10 protein-coding genes are annotated in these 15,316 nt (G+C 72.8%); 8 read left to right on the top strand and 2 right to left on the bottom strand.

Annotated features, from left to right (window positions below):
* The first annotated feature begins 35 nt into the window (after positions 1–35).
* From M1P99_RS04405 to M1P99_RS04375, 7 genes are all read left to right on the top strand, one after another.
* Positions 36–1,934 (top strand): dynamin family protein, encoded by a 1,899-nt coding sequence (locus M1P99_RS04405; protein WP_304451389.1) that lies wholly within the window; start codon positions 36–38, stop codon positions 1,932–1,934.
* A complete protein-coding gene (locus M1P99_RS04400; protein WP_304451388.1) occupies positions 1,931–4,630 on the top strand; it encodes a GTPase in 2,700 nt (899 codons plus the stop codon). The genes M1P99_RS04405 and M1P99_RS04400 overlap by 4 nt, the downstream gene beginning before the upstream one ends.
* A gap of 677 nt (positions 4,631–5,307) precedes the next feature.
* A complete protein-coding gene (locus M1P99_RS04395; RefSeq protein WP_304451387.1) occupies positions 5,308–6,663 on the top strand; it encodes a GGDEF domain-containing protein in 1,356 nt (451 codons plus the stop codon).
* A 152-nt stretch (positions 6,664–6,815) separates the two neighbouring features.
* Positions 6,816–8,132: a DUF4192 domain-containing protein gene (locus M1P99_RS04390; protein WP_304451386.1), complete on the top strand. Its 1,317-nt coding sequence runs from the start codon at positions 6,816–6,818 to the stop codon at positions 8,130–8,132.
* A 297-nt stretch (positions 8,133–8,429) separates the two neighbouring features.
* Positions 8,430–10,094, top strand: a complete 1,665-nt coding sequence (gene ettA, locus M1P99_RS04385) for an energy-dependent translational throttle protein EttA (protein WP_304451385.1) — start codon at positions 8,430–8,432, stop codon at positions 10,092–10,094.
* A gap of 130 nt (positions 10,095–10,224) precedes the next feature.
* Positions 10,225–10,989: an arginase family protein gene (locus M1P99_RS04380; protein WP_304451384.1), complete on the top strand. Its 765-nt coding sequence runs from the start codon at positions 10,225–10,227 to the stop codon at positions 10,987–10,989.
* 165 nt (positions 10,990–11,154) lie between these two features.
* A complete protein-coding gene (locus tag M1P99_RS04375; protein ID WP_304451383.1) occupies positions 11,155–11,679 on the top strand; it encodes a globin in 525 nt (174 codons plus the stop codon).
* 60 nt (positions 11,680–11,739) lie between these two features.
* Here the strand turns inward: M1P99_RS04375 and M1P99_RS04370 are convergent, their stop codons facing one another.
* Both M1P99_RS04370 and M1P99_RS04365 read right to left on the bottom strand, forming a co-directional pair.
* Entirely contained in the window at positions 11,740–12,183 is a 444-nt protein-coding gene (locus M1P99_RS04370; protein WP_304451382.1) for a thioesterase family protein, read from the bottom strand.
* A 122-nt stretch (positions 12,184–12,305) separates the two neighbouring features.
* Positions 12,306–14,399 carry a prolyl oligopeptidase family protein gene (locus M1P99_RS04365; RefSeq protein WP_304451381.1) on the bottom strand — a complete coding sequence of 698 codons (2,094 nt, stop codon included), beginning with the start codon at positions 14,397–14,399 and terminating at the stop codon, positions 12,306–12,308.
* A gap of 368 nt (positions 14,400–14,767) precedes the next feature.
* Here M1P99_RS04365 and M1P99_RS04360 point away from each other — a divergent pair, with 368 nt between their 5' ends.
* Positions 14,768–15,268, top strand: a complete 501-nt coding sequence (locus M1P99_RS04360; RefSeq protein WP_304455574.1) for an HNH endonuclease — start codon at positions 14,768–14,770, stop codon at positions 15,266–15,268.
* Positions 15,269–15,316: the final 48 nt, after the last annotated feature.

Below are 15,316 nucleotides of genomic sequence, written 5' to 3'. Positions count from 1 at the left end.
GGGACCGTCAGCAGCGTTGAGGAGGGCAGACCGACATGACCCGGCCGTCGGCCGCACCGGACACCTCCGGTTCCGGTGCCCCGGACCGGTTCGCAACCGGACCGGACGCCACCTCTGACCAGACCGACCAGGGCTACGTACCGATGCCCTCCGCGGGCAGCGGGGACGCTGCCCGGGGCGGGGGGTCCCACCAGCCGGGCCGGCCCGCCGAGACGGACCCGGCCACACACCGGGGGCCCGCCCCCGACGAACGCCGGTTCGAGCAGATCCTGGAGTCCCTGCGCGGCCACGTCCGCGACCTGGAGTTCTCGGACGGGCTCCCCGGCGCCGAAGAGGGGCGCGCCCTGCGGGCGGACGTCCTCGCCCAGCTGTCCGACTACGTCCTTCCGCGCGTGCGCCGCCCCGACATCCCGCTGCTCATCGCGGTCGCCGGGTCCACTGGCGCGGGGAAGTCCACCCTGGTCAACAGCCTCGTGGGCGAGCAGGTCACCACCACCGGCGTACGCCGCCCCACCACCAACAGCCCGGTGCTGGCCTGCAACCCCGCCGACGTCGACTGGTTCAGCGAGGCCTCCTTCATCCCCACCCTGCCCCGCGTGCGCCAGCAGGGCCTGGCCATGCCCGGCAAGGACGGCATGCTCGTGCTCGCCGCCAGCGAGGCCATGCCCCCCGGGGTGGCCCTGCTGGACACGCCCGACGTCGACTCCGCCGTCGCGGCCCACCACGAGTTCGCGGCCAAGTTCCTCGACGCCGCCGACCTGTGGGTGTTCGTCACCACCAGCACCCGCTACGCCGACGCCCGCGTCTGGGAGTTCCTCCAGGTCGCACGGGACCGGGACACCTCGTTGGCCGTGGTCCTGTCCCGCGTGCCGCGCAAGGGCCGCCGTCAGCTGCTCGACCACTTCGGCGCCATGCTGGAGGCCAACGGCCTGGGCAACGCGGCCCGTTTCGCCATCCCCGAGACCGACCAGATCCGCGGGGAGCGCTTCACCTCCAACGTCGCCGACCACATCCGCGAGTTCCTCGCCGACGTGGCGGGGGAGGCCGACCAGCGCGACCGCGTCTCGCGCCGCACGTTCGTCGGCGTCATCGACAGCTTCCGCTCCCGGGTGCCCGAACTCGCGCGCCAGGTGGAGACCCAGATCGAGGCCGGGCGCGCGCTCGGCGCCGCCATCGACGACGCCTACGCCACCGCGGGCCGCCGCATCGACACCGGACTGAACGACGGGTCCCTGTTGCGGGGCTCGTTGAGCGCCCGCTGGCAGGAGGTCGCCGCCAGCGGCGACCTCGCCAAGAGCCTGCGCATGCGCGGCAAGCGCGGCCGCAAGGCCCGCAGCGAGCAGGCCGAACGCGGCCAGCGGGTGGCCTCCCTGGAACGGGCCGTGCGCGACGCCCTGGAGGCCCTGGTGGTCTCCTCGTGCGAGCGCGCCGCCGACCAGGTGGAACAGTCCTGGCGCGCGGTCAGCGGCGGCTCCGCGCTCGTCGAGCGCGCACGGGAGCGGCCGACGGCCGACCTCGCCAAGCGGATCCGCAAGGAGATCGCCGAGTGGCAGGACGAGATCGCGGGGATGACCACCGCCAGCGGTGCCACCAAGCGGTCCGTCGCCCGGTTCGTCACCTTCGACCACGACATCGTCGCCCTGGTCCTGATCATCGACCTGCTCGGATACGAGCGATCCCACTCCGGAGGCGGCGCCCACGCGGCCGACACCTCCGGTCCATCCCCACAACGCCTGCTCAAGGGCTTGTTCGGTGCTCAGTCCCTGCGCAGTATGGGCGGGACCGCACGGGACAACCTGCGTCGGCGCATCCTCGGGCTGCTCGACCACGAGCGGGTGCCCTTCGACGGCGCCCTGGCGTCCGCCGCGATCCCGACCGAGGACAGTGCCGTCCAGCTCTATCAGGCCACGTACAACCTTGAGATTTCACGATGACGACTCAGTGGAACCCAGCGCAGGCCTACCGGGCACCGGACACGGCCGACCACCGGCCCGACGCCGAGGAACGCGAGAGCGGTCCGACCGGATCCGGGCCCTGGAACGAAGAGCGCCCCGACAGGGGTGAGGCGGCGTCGACCGACAGCGGTCCCTGGCGCGGCTACACCATGCCCGTGCCCGAGCACCCCGACCACGCGGACGCCGTCGGCGAGCCCGCCCACGACGGGATCTCGGGATACCCGGACCCGCAGGAGGGCGCGGCTCCCCAGACCGACCGCGGCGGGGAGCCCGCCGCGCGGGAGCCCGCCGCCGGTCGCGAGCAGCCGGAGCCCTCGCGGCGTCCCGGACGCCACGCCCGGCCCTCCTCGCGCTCGGCACGGGCGCACGCCGCCTCGGCGGACGGGGAGGCCGGGGCGTCCCGGGACGACGGTGGGCGCCAGAGCGCGGCCGAGCCCCAGGACCCGGCCGCGACGCACAGCGCGGTCACGCCTCCGGGCGCCGACGCGGACCCCGGTGCCGCGCAGGCCCCGGGCACGGCGGAACCGGGCGCGGACCGAGCCGGGGATTCCGACCACGACGACCCCGAAGGGCTCGCCGGCTGGGTGGGCAGCCTGGCCGAGGCGGCCGAGGACGCCCAGATCGCCGGGCGCACCACCGGCGCCTTCCCGATCGTGGCCTCGCCGTCGTCCGGCGGCGCCCAGCGGTCGCTGCGGGACGGCCACGCGGTCGAGGACGAGGCCGCGTCCACCGGCACCGGTCCGGGGCCACGTCGACACACCATGGCCGAGACGGTCGCCGGGGACACGGCCACCGGTCCGGCCGAGGAGGCCGCCCCGTCGGCCCCCGCACCGCTGCCGCGCCGGGTGCCCGGGCCCTCCGCCGTCTCCGGTGCCTTCCGTTCGGTGGGTCCCGACACGGCCGCCCCGTCCGAGGGCGCCGACGAGGGGAGCGGTGCCGCGGCCGAGTCCGGGGCCCGACCGGTCCGTGTGCCGGAGGAGACCGCCGGTGCCGGTGCCGCCACCGAGCGGGAGGACGAGGAGTACCGTCCCACCACCCACGACCACTGGCGGCCCACGTCGTCGATCAGCCGCGCCGAGCTGGTCGAGCGCCTGGACGCGCTGTCCACGCTGACAGAGCTCGGACAGGACGACCTGCCCGGGGAGCTGGTCGCGCGGTCCGGGCAGCTCCTCGACCACGCGGGTGCCCGGCTGCGCCTGTCCGCCGACCACACCGTCGTCGCGCTCGCCGGCGGCACCGGCAGCGGCAAGTCGTCGCTGTTCAACGCCCTGTGCGGGCTGGAACTGTCGCAGACCGGCGTCACCCGGCCCACCACCTCCAAGGCCCACGCGTGCGTGTGGGGCCACGAGGGGGCCGACGCCCTGCTGAGCTGGCTGGGCGTGCCCAACCGCTACCGGCACTCGCGCACGAGCGTCCTGGACGCCGGCAACTCCGAACTGACCGGCCTGGTCCTGCTCGACCTGCCCGACCACGACTCGGTCCGCAGCATGCACACGGCCGAGGCCGACCGCCTCATCGGCTCGGTCGACCTGCTCGTGTGGGTGCTCGACCCGCAGAAGTACGCGGACGCCGCCGTCCACCACCGCTACCTGGCCCAGATGGCGGGGCACGGCGCGGTCACCATCGCCGTCCTCAACCAGGTCGACAAGGTCGCGCCGGACGAGCTCGAGGAGCTCCTGACCGACCTGCGGCGCCTCCTGGAGTCGGAATCGGGTGTGCACCCGCGGGTGATCACCACGTCCACCATCACCGACCAGGGCATTCGCGACCTGCGCGAGTTCCTGGCCGAGACCGTGGGGGAGCGGCGCGCCCTGGTCGACCGCCTGGCCGCCGACCTCGACCAGGTGATCGAGCCCTTCGGGGAGTTCCGCGGCGACGCGCCGATCCCGGAGGGCGTCCCCGCCGACACGCGCAGGCGCATCGAGATCGGTCTGGCCGACGCCGCGGGCGTCTCCGCGGTCGCCGACGTCGTCGAGACCAACGACGTCAGGCGCGGCAAGCGCCAGGTCGGCTGGCCGGTGGCACGGCACTCGGCGAGGCTGCGCAAGGATCCGCTGGCCGCGGTCCAGCTCGATTTCCTGCGCCGCGACGGCGAACAGGACGTGAGCGGCCCCGTCGACGCGCACGAGGCCGAACTGGAGACCGTGCTGGGCGAGGCGGCCGACGCCGTCTCCGAGGACATGCCGGAGCTGTGGCGCCGACGGATGCGCACCGCCGCGCGCAGCGCGCTGTCCGACCTGCCCGCCGAACTCGGCGAGGGGGTCTCCGGCGCGGCCGGCGACCCCGGACAGGGCCCCGCGTGGTGGAAGGCGGCCAAGATCGCCCAGTTCGCGCTGGTGGCCGCCGCCGGACTGGGGCTCGTGTGGGTGGTCGTGTCGCTGGTGAGCTGGCTCGGCGGAGGCTTCACGGGGGTGCGGATGTTCGACGACCCGGTGTTCCTGGCCTACGCCGGCGCACTGGTCGCCGCCGCCCTGTTCGTGGGCTGGCTGATCGGTGTCGGATGCGGCAACCTCGTGGAGGTGGCCGCCGTCCAGCGCCGCGAGGAGGTCGAACACGCCGCCCTGGCCCGGGTCAGGGAGATCGCCGGAACACGGGTGGTGGAGCCGATGGAGGCCGAGCTGGGACGCTACCGGGCGTTCCGCGCGGCCTACGAGGTCGCCGCGACATCCGACTGAACCGTGGACGCGCTGCCGGGGGCGGACGGTGTTCGTGCCGCCCGCCCCGGTCGCTCCGCGGCGCCGGTGCGCCTAGATCCAGTGGATGCCGCTGTTCATCTGACTGCTCCTTCGCTGAGTGTTGAGGAACCCGGACATCGGCGTGCCGAAGGTGGATGCCCAGTGTCACGAGTCGGGTACCCGGACGGGATCCCAACGACAGGATGCCGCACTTCGGGCCCGAGTCCAACCCTTCGTGTTCCACTGTGTGTGACCACTGGCGTGACGATGCGTGTCCGGCCGTGACCGACTCCGGCCAGGGCGCGACCCCGTCCGCACCGGGAGGCCACGCCCGGCGGCCTGCTGCGACGCGCCGCTTCGTGGGGCCCTCCGGCCCGCCGCTGCCCGCCCGTGCGAGTCGGACGTTGCTTCCCCCTGTCCTCCGGCCTGCGTTGATCGTACAATCAGCAATTAAGCTATTACCCAAAGTAATGTAAAGTTACGGGTGGCGTCTGCGGCTGCGGGTCCCACTGGCGTAGGGGCGTCGGCCCGGAGGGCGTCGTAACCGAGTGGCACCGTGGGGGAACGCGGTGCGAATCGGGCCCGTCGAAGGGAGAACCGCGGGGGGCGGTGGGCTCATCAGAGACGGGTGTAGGGAACTGGGGGCAGAGAGTGACCGAGGGAGGGAGGGAGAAGCCGTGAGTATCTCGGAGAAGCCGATGGCGGCCCGGGGCAACCCCTCTGGGGATCAGGGCCGCTGGCCGATTCTCCAGCAGCCCCGGGGCCTGCTCGTCTACATGGGGTTCCTCCTCTTCGCCGTGCTGTTCCTGTTCGGCGCGACCATCGCGTTGACCGACGTGCTGATCACCGACCTGACCACCTTCCTCGCGCTCGTGATGAGCGCGTCGGTGTGCGTGGAGGCGATCCGCCGGCTCGGGATGCCCGCCGGGCTCACGCGTGACCTGTTGGGCGCGTGGTGGTTCCCGGTGGTGGTGCTGCTGCCGCCCCTGTACTCGCTCCTGATGCCCCTCCCCGTCTACCTCATGCTCCAGCTCCGCGCCCGTCCGGCCATGGCGCACCGGCGGGTGTTCAACGCCGTCTCGGTGGCGCTGTCGGGCTTCCTGGCGTCAGTGGCCTGGCACGCCTACTGGGCCGGGGACGTCCTCCAGGGCTTGCGGGGCACACAGGACGCGCACGAGAGCCTGGCCACCGGGCTGGGGGTGGTCGTCGCACTGCTGTGCTGCGCGGGGTTCACCGTCCTCAACACGCTCATCGTGGCCGTGGCGGCGCGGATCAGCAGCGGTCCCGGGCACAGCCTCCGGCCGATGTGGGACCGGGAGGCGTTGATCGTGGACGCCGTCGAATTATGTGTCGGCGTCACGGTCGCCATCCTCGCTCACCTGACACTGTTCCTGCTGGTCATCGCGATTCCCCCGGTGGTCCTGCTCCAGCGGAGCCTGCTCTACCAGCAGCTCCAGACGGCCGCGCGGACCGATCCCAAGACGGGGCTGCTCAACGCCCCGACCTGGGAGCAGGAGGCCGCGGTCGAGATCGCCAGGGCCCGTGCCTCCCGGAGCAGGGCCGCGGTGCTGATCGTGGACATCGACCACTTCAAGAGGGTCAACGACAGCCACGGCCACCTCTTCGGGGACCAGGTGCTGCTGGGTGTGGCGACGACGATCGCCCAGCAGCTGCGCCAGTCCGACCTGCTCGGCCGGTTCGGCGGGGAGGAGTTCGTGGTCCTGCTGCCCGGGTCCGACACGACCGAGGCGTGGCAGGCCGCCGAGCGGCTGCGCTCGCAGGTGGGGCGGATGGAGATCTCGGTGGACGAGGTGCCGGTGTCGATCACCATCTCGATCGGTGTCGCGGTGATCGGCGACCACGGCAACGACCTGGTGGAGCTGCTGACCGCGGCCGACCTCGCGCTGTACCGGGCCAAGGAGACGGGCCGCGACCGCGTGTGCCTGCCCGCCGGACGCCCGGGCGTCAGCGGTCGCATCCCCGGGCCACGGGAAGAGGAGATCCCGGAGCCTCCCGACGCCCTGGGCGCCTGACCCGGTCCCGGCGGTGGCGAACCGGGCCCGGTCCTGCGGGCCCGGGGCGTGAGCGCGTCCGGGCCCGCAGGACCGGAGCGGGCCGCGCGCCGCTCGTCCACAGGCGTCACGAGGCCGTTGCGGACGGCCCCGGAGTCACGCACCGTGAGTATATGGACGCAGAAAAGCCACGCTCCGCACGCGAACCCTCCACCCCTGCCACCCCCGAAGACGACCGTTCCCGCCAAGCGCCCGACGGCGGCGGGCGACCCGCCGGCCCCGGCGCGGACGAGGGGGCGCGGATCCCCTCGGACGGTACGGCCGCACCCCTCCACGGGCCGACGGGCGACGGGCCCGCCGAGCCCCCGGAGCCGGCGGTGGCCGTGCCGGCGCCGCGGACTCCGGCCGAGGACGGTTCGACGGCGCTGACCCTGAGCACACCGACCGACGTCGTCGCGGCCCTGCCCTACCTGGTCGGTCAACCGCCGGACCCCGGCATCGTGGTGGTGGCCCTGAGCGGCACCCGTGCGCGGGCCGCCTTCGTCGCCGACCTCGCGCGGGTCCCCGCCGGCCAGACCCCGCTGGAGCGGTCCCGGACCGTCGTCCGGCTGGCCGCCGAGGAGGGGAGCACCGGCCTGGTGGCCGTGGGGCTCGGTCCGGCGGAGGTGGTGGGACCCTACCTGGACGGCGTGGTCGGCGCCGCCCGGGAACGGCGGCTGGACGTGCACGACGCCCTGCGGGTGGCGCGGGGACGCTACTGGTCCCACCTGTGCCGCACACCCGGATGCTGTCCGCCCGAGGGCCATGTCCTGGACACCGGCCGGTCCGCGGTTCCCGCTCAGGCGGTCCTCATGGGGATCGCGCCCGCCGAACCCGTCCGGGCGCCGGGCGAGGGGTGGGCCCGGCTGCGCGCACTGGTGCCGGCGCCGGACGAGGCGGCCGCGGCCGTGATGGAGGGCGTGACGGCCGCGGTGGAGCAGCAGGCCCGGCGGATGGCCGCGGAGGCCGGGGAGTCCGCGCTCGTGCGCCGGGCCACCGCCGAGGTCCTGGACGCGGTGCGACGGGAGAAGGAGGGCCACGGCGTCACCGGTGAGGACGAACTGGCCTGGCTCGGCGTCCACCTCACCCGGACCGGGGCCCGGGACCAGGCCTGGGCCCGCCTGACGCGGGAGGACGCCGCGGTGCAGCAGCGGCTGTGGGCCCGGCTGACCGGACGGGTCTGCCCGCGGTACCGCCCGGCCCCGGCCGCGTTGCTCGCGGTGGCCGCCTGGCAGCTCGACGACGAGCCGCTGGCGCGAGCCGCCCTGGAGGTGGCGCTGGCCGCCGACCCCGGCTACGGGATGGCGGTCCTCATGCGCCGCGCGCTGGACCTGGGCCTGCCGGTCCAGCGGTGGCGGGCGCACGCGCCCGCCTGGCTCGACCGCCCGCCCGACACCTCCGGCCCTCCAGGGACCTCCGGGGCTCCTGATCCGCCCGAGGGGCCGGTATGACCTCCGGCGTGGACGAGCGGGGGCCTCAGGGCCGGACCGACGGCCCAGGAGGACCCTGACGCGTCACAGGACGAGCCGCGCGCTCCGATGACCGGTGGGGTCCGGGCCCCCGCTCGGCTGGGAGCGCCGAGGTCGTGCCCTGCGTGCCCGGGCCGGCCGGGCCCCGCCCCTCGCCGGGCCGGTGTCCGGGATCGCCGGAACCGTCCGGAGCGCGCACGCGCGGGGAGGGCACTCCCGGTCGTCCTGGGATGCGCCGTGTGGTCTCGGCAAGCGACGGGACCCCGTAGCCTGGGAGGCATGCCGGAGTACATCTACACAATGCAGAACGTGCGCAAGGCGCACGGCGACAAGGTCGTCCTTGACAACGTTTCGGGGTCGTTCCTGCCCGGAGCCAAGATCGGTGTCGTGGGCCCCAACGGTGCGGGTAAGTCGACGCTGCTGAAGATCCTGGCCGGCATCGAGCAGCCGTCCAACGGTGAGGCGCGGCTCATGCCGGGGTTCTCCGTGGGGCTGCTCGCACAGGAGCCCGTCCTCGACGCGGACAAGACGGTGCTGGAGAACGTTGAGGACGGAGTCGCCGAGACCAAGGCGATGATGACCCGCTTCAACGAGATCGCCGAGCAGATGGCGACGGACTACTCCGACGACCTGTTGGAGGAGATGGGCAAGCTGCAGGAGCAGCTCGACCACCGCAACGCCTGGGACCTCGACAGCCAGCTGGCCCAGGCCATGGACGCCCTGCGCTGCCCGCCCGGCGACGCCTCCGTCACCCAGCTCTCGGGTGGTGAGAAGCGCCGCGTCGCCCTGTGCAAGCTGCTCCTGGAGCAGCCCGACCTCCTCCTTCTCGACGAGCCCACCAACCACCTCGATGCCGAGAGCGTGAACTGGCTGGAGCAGCACCTGGCCAAGTACCCCGGCACCGTCGTGGCGATCACACACGACAGGTACTTCCTGGACCACGTCGCCACCTGGATCCTGGAGCTGGACCGCGGCCAGTTCTACCCCTACGAGGGCAACTACAGCACCTACCTCGAAACCAAGCAGACGCGTCTGAAGGTCGAAGGGCAGAAGGACGCCAAGAAGGCCAAGCGCCTCAAGGACGAGCTGGAGTGGGTGCGCTCCAACGCCAAGGCCCGCCAGACCAAGAGCAAGGCCCGTCTGCAGCGGTACGAGGAGATGGCCTCCGAGGCGGACAAGACCAGGAAGCTGGACTTCGAGGAGATCCAGATCCCCCCGGGCCCGCGTCTGGGCAACACCGTCGTCGAGGTCAAGAACCTCACGAAGGGCTTCGACGACCGGGTGCTCATCGAGGACCTGAGCTTCTCCCTGCCGCCGAACGGCATCGTCGGTGTGATCGGCCCCAACGGTGTCGGCAAGACCACGCTGTTCAAGATGATCGTCGGGGAGGAGACCCCCGACGAGGGCAAGATCAACGTCGGCGAGACCGTCGAGATCTCCTACGTCGACCAGTACCGCGGTCGGATCGACGACACCAAGAACGTCTGGGAGACCATCTCCGACGGCGAGACCTTCATCGAGGTCGGCAAGGTCGAGATCCCCAGCCGCGCCTACGTCGCCGCCTTCGGCTTCAAGGGGTCGGACCAGCAGAAGCCCTCCGGTGTCCTCTCCGGCGGTGAGCGCAACCGCGTCAACCTCGCGCTCACGCTCAAGCAGGGCGGCAACCTCCTGCTCCTGGACGAGCCCACCAACGACCTGGACGTCGAGACGCTCGGCTCGCTGGAGAACGCGCTGCTGGACTTCCCCGGCTGCGCCGTGATCACCTCCCACGACCGGTGGTTCCTCGACCGCGTCGCCACGCACATCCTCGCGTGGGAGGGCGACGCCAACTGGTACTGGTTCGAGGGCAACTTCGAGTCCTACGAGAAGAACAAGATCGAGCGCCTGGGCCCGGACGCCGCGCGTCCGCACGCGGTCACGCACCGCAAGCTCACCCGCGACTGACACGCGCGGGCAGCGCACGAGGGCGAGCCCCGCGGGTCGGACGAGTCCGACCCGCGGGGCTCGCCCGTCTCCGGGACGGGCCCGGCGATACTCCCTGTACGGCCCGCACGGGCACGGCTAGAGTCCCGCCATGACGATGCTGAGCGTGCCGTACCACCTGGACGAGTACCTGCCGGACTTCCGGCTCCCGTGGCGCGGGCACACGGAGGTGCTGAGGGTGGGGCTGCCGGACTCCGACATGTGGAGCCGGATGGCCGCCCTGCACCGGGCCGTGGCCGCACGCGTCGCCGACGAGGTCCGGGCCGGCCGGGCCCCCACGATCGTGTCCGGCGACTGCATGGTGGCGCTCGGGGCCGCCGCCGGAGTCCAGCGGGTGGTCGAGGGCCCCGCCGTCGTGTGGTTCGACGCGCACGGTGACGTCCAGACGATGGAGACCAGCGCCTCCGGCTACGCCGGTGGCATCCCCCTGCGAGTACTGGCGGGCTACCGGCCGGACCCGGCGATGGACCGGCTCGGATTGCGGGCGATCCCCGAGGAGCGGCTCCTGCTCGTGGACGGGCGCGATCTGGACCCGCCCGAGGCCGAGTACCTGCGCGCGTCGGCCGTCCGGCGCTCCACCGTCGCCGGCCTGGGAGCCGGGGACCTCCCGGAGGGACCGCTGCTCCTGCACGTGGACGTGGACGTCATCGACTCGGACGAGGTGCCGGGGATCCTGTTCCCGACCCCGGGCGGCCCCAGTGCCGAGACCGTCGTCGGGGCCGTCCACCGCGTGCTGGACACCGGTCGCGTCGCGGCGGTGAGCGTCGGCTGCACGTGGCGGCCGGACCGTGACGAGGACCACCCCGGCGGTGTCCGGGCTAAGCTGCTCGCCGCGCTCCTGCGGAGGCGGCACTGAGGGAGCGGGCGCCGTGCCCGCGTGGGGGAGCGGCCGGACCCCGCCAGGGGGACCCGGTTCGGAGCCCGGCCCGGATTCCCGGCCCGCTCCCTCCCCGAACCCGCGCCCGGGCCGGCGCTCCCGGCCCCTGCCCGGCGCCGGCGGTGTCGCATACGCTGGTGGGCGATGACTTCCGCGCGAGATGACCAGCAGAGCAGGGACGAACAGCCGGTGCGAATGACGTTCTACGAGGCCGTGGGCGGGGAGGAGACCTTCACTCGCCTGGTCCGCCGCTTCTACGAGGGTGTGGCCGACGACCCCGTGCTGCGGCCCATGTACCCCGAGGAGGACCTGGGCCCGGCCGAGGAGCGCCTGCGCCTGTTCCTCATCCAGTACTGGGGCGGCCCGCGCACCTACAACGAGCAGCGCGGCCACCCCCGCCTGCGGATGCGCCACGTACCGTTCCGGATCGGGGCCGCCGAGCGCGACCGCTGGCTGGCGCACATGCGAGCGGCCGTGGACTCCATCGCGCTGCCCGCGGCCCTGGAGCGCCAGCTGTGGGAGTACATGGTGATGGCCGCGCACAGCATGGTCAACGTCGCCGAGGACGCCGCGCCCCCGGCCGTGGCCGACCCCACCTCCCTGTCGGTGACCCCCAGTGACAGCGGCGATGACGACGACGGCGAGACCGTCACGATCTCACTGAAGTGACCCGTGCCCGGACCCCGTCCGCCGTGACGGACACGGGGCGCCGACCGCCGCGGTCCGGGCTCAGGCGTAGGCGGCGAGGAAGGCGCGCTCCCGTTCGTTGAGGCGGCGGGCGCGCTGCGTGTCGACGTCGAAACCCACCAGCACCGTGCTGGCGCGCAGGAACACCCTCGTGTCGTCACGGATCTCGTAGGCCAGCGTGAAGCTGGCGTTGCGCACCTCGGTCACCCACAGCTCCACGCGCACGGGCGTGGACCTGGGCAGCAGCGGCGCCACGTAGTCCGCCTCCTGGCGGGCCACGACCATGGCGCCGAACACCTCCTGACCCTCCTCCACCACGCCGTCGTAGCGCAGGAACGAGATCCTGGCGTCCTCCAGGTAGGTCAGCATCCGGACGTTGTTGACGTGGTGCTGCGGGTCAAGGTCGGCGTAGCGGACCTGAGCCAGGTGCACATGCCGCCGGGGCTGTGTCCCGGTGTCCGGGCCGCCGGCCTCGATCTGTGTCACGTCCTGGTCCTCTCGTGGGCGTTCTCCTGGGAAGCGTGTCCTCCATTGTCCCAACGCTCCCCAGGAGATCTCGCGGCCGCCCGTGCCCGAACGCTGTGGCATTGCTCTCGGGCCGACCGGGATCAGGGCAGGACGATCCCCAGGTGGTGGGCGAGGAAGGCGAGCTGCTCGGCGCTGAGCGCCACGCTCCGGCTGACCGAGCGCGCACTGTGCCCGACCTCCGACTCACGGCGCAGCAGGATCGGGGCGTCCTCCAACGGTGCGGAGGTGGCCTCCTGCAGCAGCGCGCACAGCTTGCGCGCGTGCAGCGGGTCCACCCGGGTGTCGTTGTCGAACACGGTGAAGAGCGTGGCCGGGTACCGCGTCCCCTCCCGCACGTTGTGGTACGGCGAGTACCCCAGCAGCCAGTCCAACTGCTCCGGATCGTCCGCGCTGCCGTACTCCACGTTCCACAACTGGCCCAGGCCGAACCGCTCGTAGCGCACCATGTCCAGCAGCGGGGCCGAGCACACGGCCGCCGCGAACAGGTCCGGGCGCTGGGTGATCATGGCGCCGACCAGCAGTCCGCCGTTGCTCCCGCCCATCACGGCCAAGCGCTCGGGCGTCGTGACGCCGGTGGCCACCAGGTGTTCGGCGGCGGCCGCGCAGTCGTCGAACACGTTCTGCTTGCGGTCGAGCATCCCGGCCTCGTGCCACTCCTCGCCCTCCTCCAGACCGCCGCGCAGGTTGGCGACGGCGTACACGCCGCCGGCGCGCACCCATGCCAGCGTGGTCGCCGAGTACCCGGGGCTCAGGGAGATGCGGAAGCCGCCGTACCCGTAGAGGATGGTCGGCCGCGGGCCGTCGGCCTCCTCCGCGGGGGACACCACCAGCATGCGCACCGCGGTTCCGTCCTTGGACGTGAACGTGACCTGTTCGGTGCGCACCGGCGGCACGTCGACCTCGCCGGGGGCCTCGTCCCACAGGGTCACCTCGCCCGTGCGGGCGTCGTAGCGGTACACCGCCGACGGGTGCGCGCTGTCGGTGTAGCCGAACCAGCACTCGTGGCCGCCCTCGGGCCGTTCGAGCAGCCCTCCGATCGTGCCCAGACCGGGCATCGCCAGGGCGCCCAGCCGTTCCCCCGTGGCCAGGTCGTGGCGGGTGACCTCGTCGATCGCGTGGCGGCTCCAGGCGACCAGCAGCTCGGGCCGCTCCATCCCGGGGCCGTCGAGGATCGCGAAGTCCTCCATCACGGCCTCGGGGTCCTCCGCGACCAGCGTGGTCCAGTGCTCAGCGCCGGGCTCGGCCGGATCGGCCACGCACAGGCGCCCACGCGGAGCTTCGCGGTCCGTCTGCAGGTACAGGCGGCCGTCCCGCCCCACGTACGTGTCCAGGGCCGCCACCATGCCCTGCTGGACGGGCACCAGCCGGGGCACCTCCAGACCGCTCTCCGACAGGTCGGCGATCCAGGCGTCGGTCCCCGGTGCGGTGCCCCGCACCGCGCTCAGCAGCAGCCACCGCCCGTCGCGGCTCACCGAGGGAACGAAGTACTCGGTCTTGTCCCGGCCGGAACCGAAGACGAGGACGTCCTCGTCGGTGGACGCGCCCAGCCGGTGCAGGTAGACGCGCCGGTGGTAGCCCTCCTCGCCCTCCGGCACCTCGTCGGCCGGCAGGCGGCGCACGTAGTAGAAGGCCGAGCCGTCCGGCAGCCAGGCGATGGGGGAGTAGCGGGCCCGGTCGATGGGGCCGTCGACCGTCTCGCCGGTGTCGACGTCCATCACCCGCAGGACCGACTCCTCGTCCCCGCCCTCGGAGAGCTGATAGGCGAGGAGGCGGCCGTCGTGGTCGGGCCGCCAGGAGTCCAGCGTGGTCAGGCCGGTGGAGTCGAGCGCCCCGGGGTCCAGCAGGACGCGCTCGGGTCCCTGCCCGTCCTGGACGTAGAGCACCGCGTGCTCCTGGTCGGCGGTGCGCCGCAGATGGAAGCGGCGCTCTCCGCGCCACACGGGCGAGCCCACGGTTCCGGCGCCGAGCAGGGCGCGGACGTGGTCGGCGAACCAGTCCCGGCTGTGGAACCGGGCGGCGAATTGCGAGTAGAGGCCGTCCTGGGCGGTGGCCCATTCCTTCGTGGCGGCGGAGTCCGTGTCCTCCAGCCACCGGTAGGGGTCGGCGACGGCGCGGCCGTGCAGGGTTTCGAGGAGGTCCAGCCGTTCGGCCGGCGGGTAGCGGAGTTCACGCATGCTTCGCACCCTATCCACCGCTATCCACCCCGCAGTGTTCGGCGCGGCGCCAAGGTGAATCCGGGTTCTGAGGGAGCACAATGGGGCACAGAAAGCGGAGTTCAGGCGATTCTGGGGTTCCCAACGTAAATTGGGGTGGCGCCGAAGCGGTCCGACCACGCAAACTGAATGCGGGACGCAACTCGGCGGGACCACCGGGAGGTCCGTGTGGCAAGGCGAACGGAACCACTGATCCTCGGATCAGTGCACAGGGAGGTCTCCTGGCTGGCCGAACGGCTGGCCGGGGAAGAGACACGGCCGACGGCCGGGGCGAGGCCATGAGCGCCGCGCGCAGCAGGGAGGGCGGTCCAGGCACCGCCCGCCGCCACGTGTTGCTGCTCAACGCCAGCTTCGAACCACTGACGACACTGCCGCTGCGCAGGGCGATTCTCCTCGTCCTGCGGGAGAAGGCGGAGGTCGTGCACGGAGACGACGCCGGAACCGTGCTCCACTCGGCGACACGCTCCTACGACGTGCCGTCGGTCATCCGGCTCAGACGTTACATCAGCGTCCCGTACAGCCGCAGGGTGCCGCTCACCCGCGTGGCACTTATGCGTCGGGACCGACACACCTGCGGTTACTGCGGGAAGAAGGCGGAGACGATCGACCACGTCGTGCCCAGAAGCCGAGGTGGCGCGCACATGTGGGAGAACGTGGTGGCGGCGTGCAAGCCGTGCAACCACCGCAAGGCCGACAAGTTCCTGGACGAGCTCGGATGGGAACTGCGCATCACCCCCAAGGTGCCCAAGGGCCCCCACTGGCGGCTGATCAACGGTGACCTGCACGGCGACCCCCAGTGGGAGCCGTACATGGCCCACCTGGCGGCCTAGGTCGGCGAAGGATCCGTCCTCCGGCGGGCCCGGACACGGGCCCGGAGC

The organism is Nocardiopsis sp. YSL2, assembly GCF_030555055.1.
GTDB lineage: Bacteria > Actinomycetota > Actinomycetes > Streptosporangiales > Streptosporangiaceae > Nocardiopsis.
This window is presented reverse-complemented; position numbering and strand designations above follow the sequence as displayed.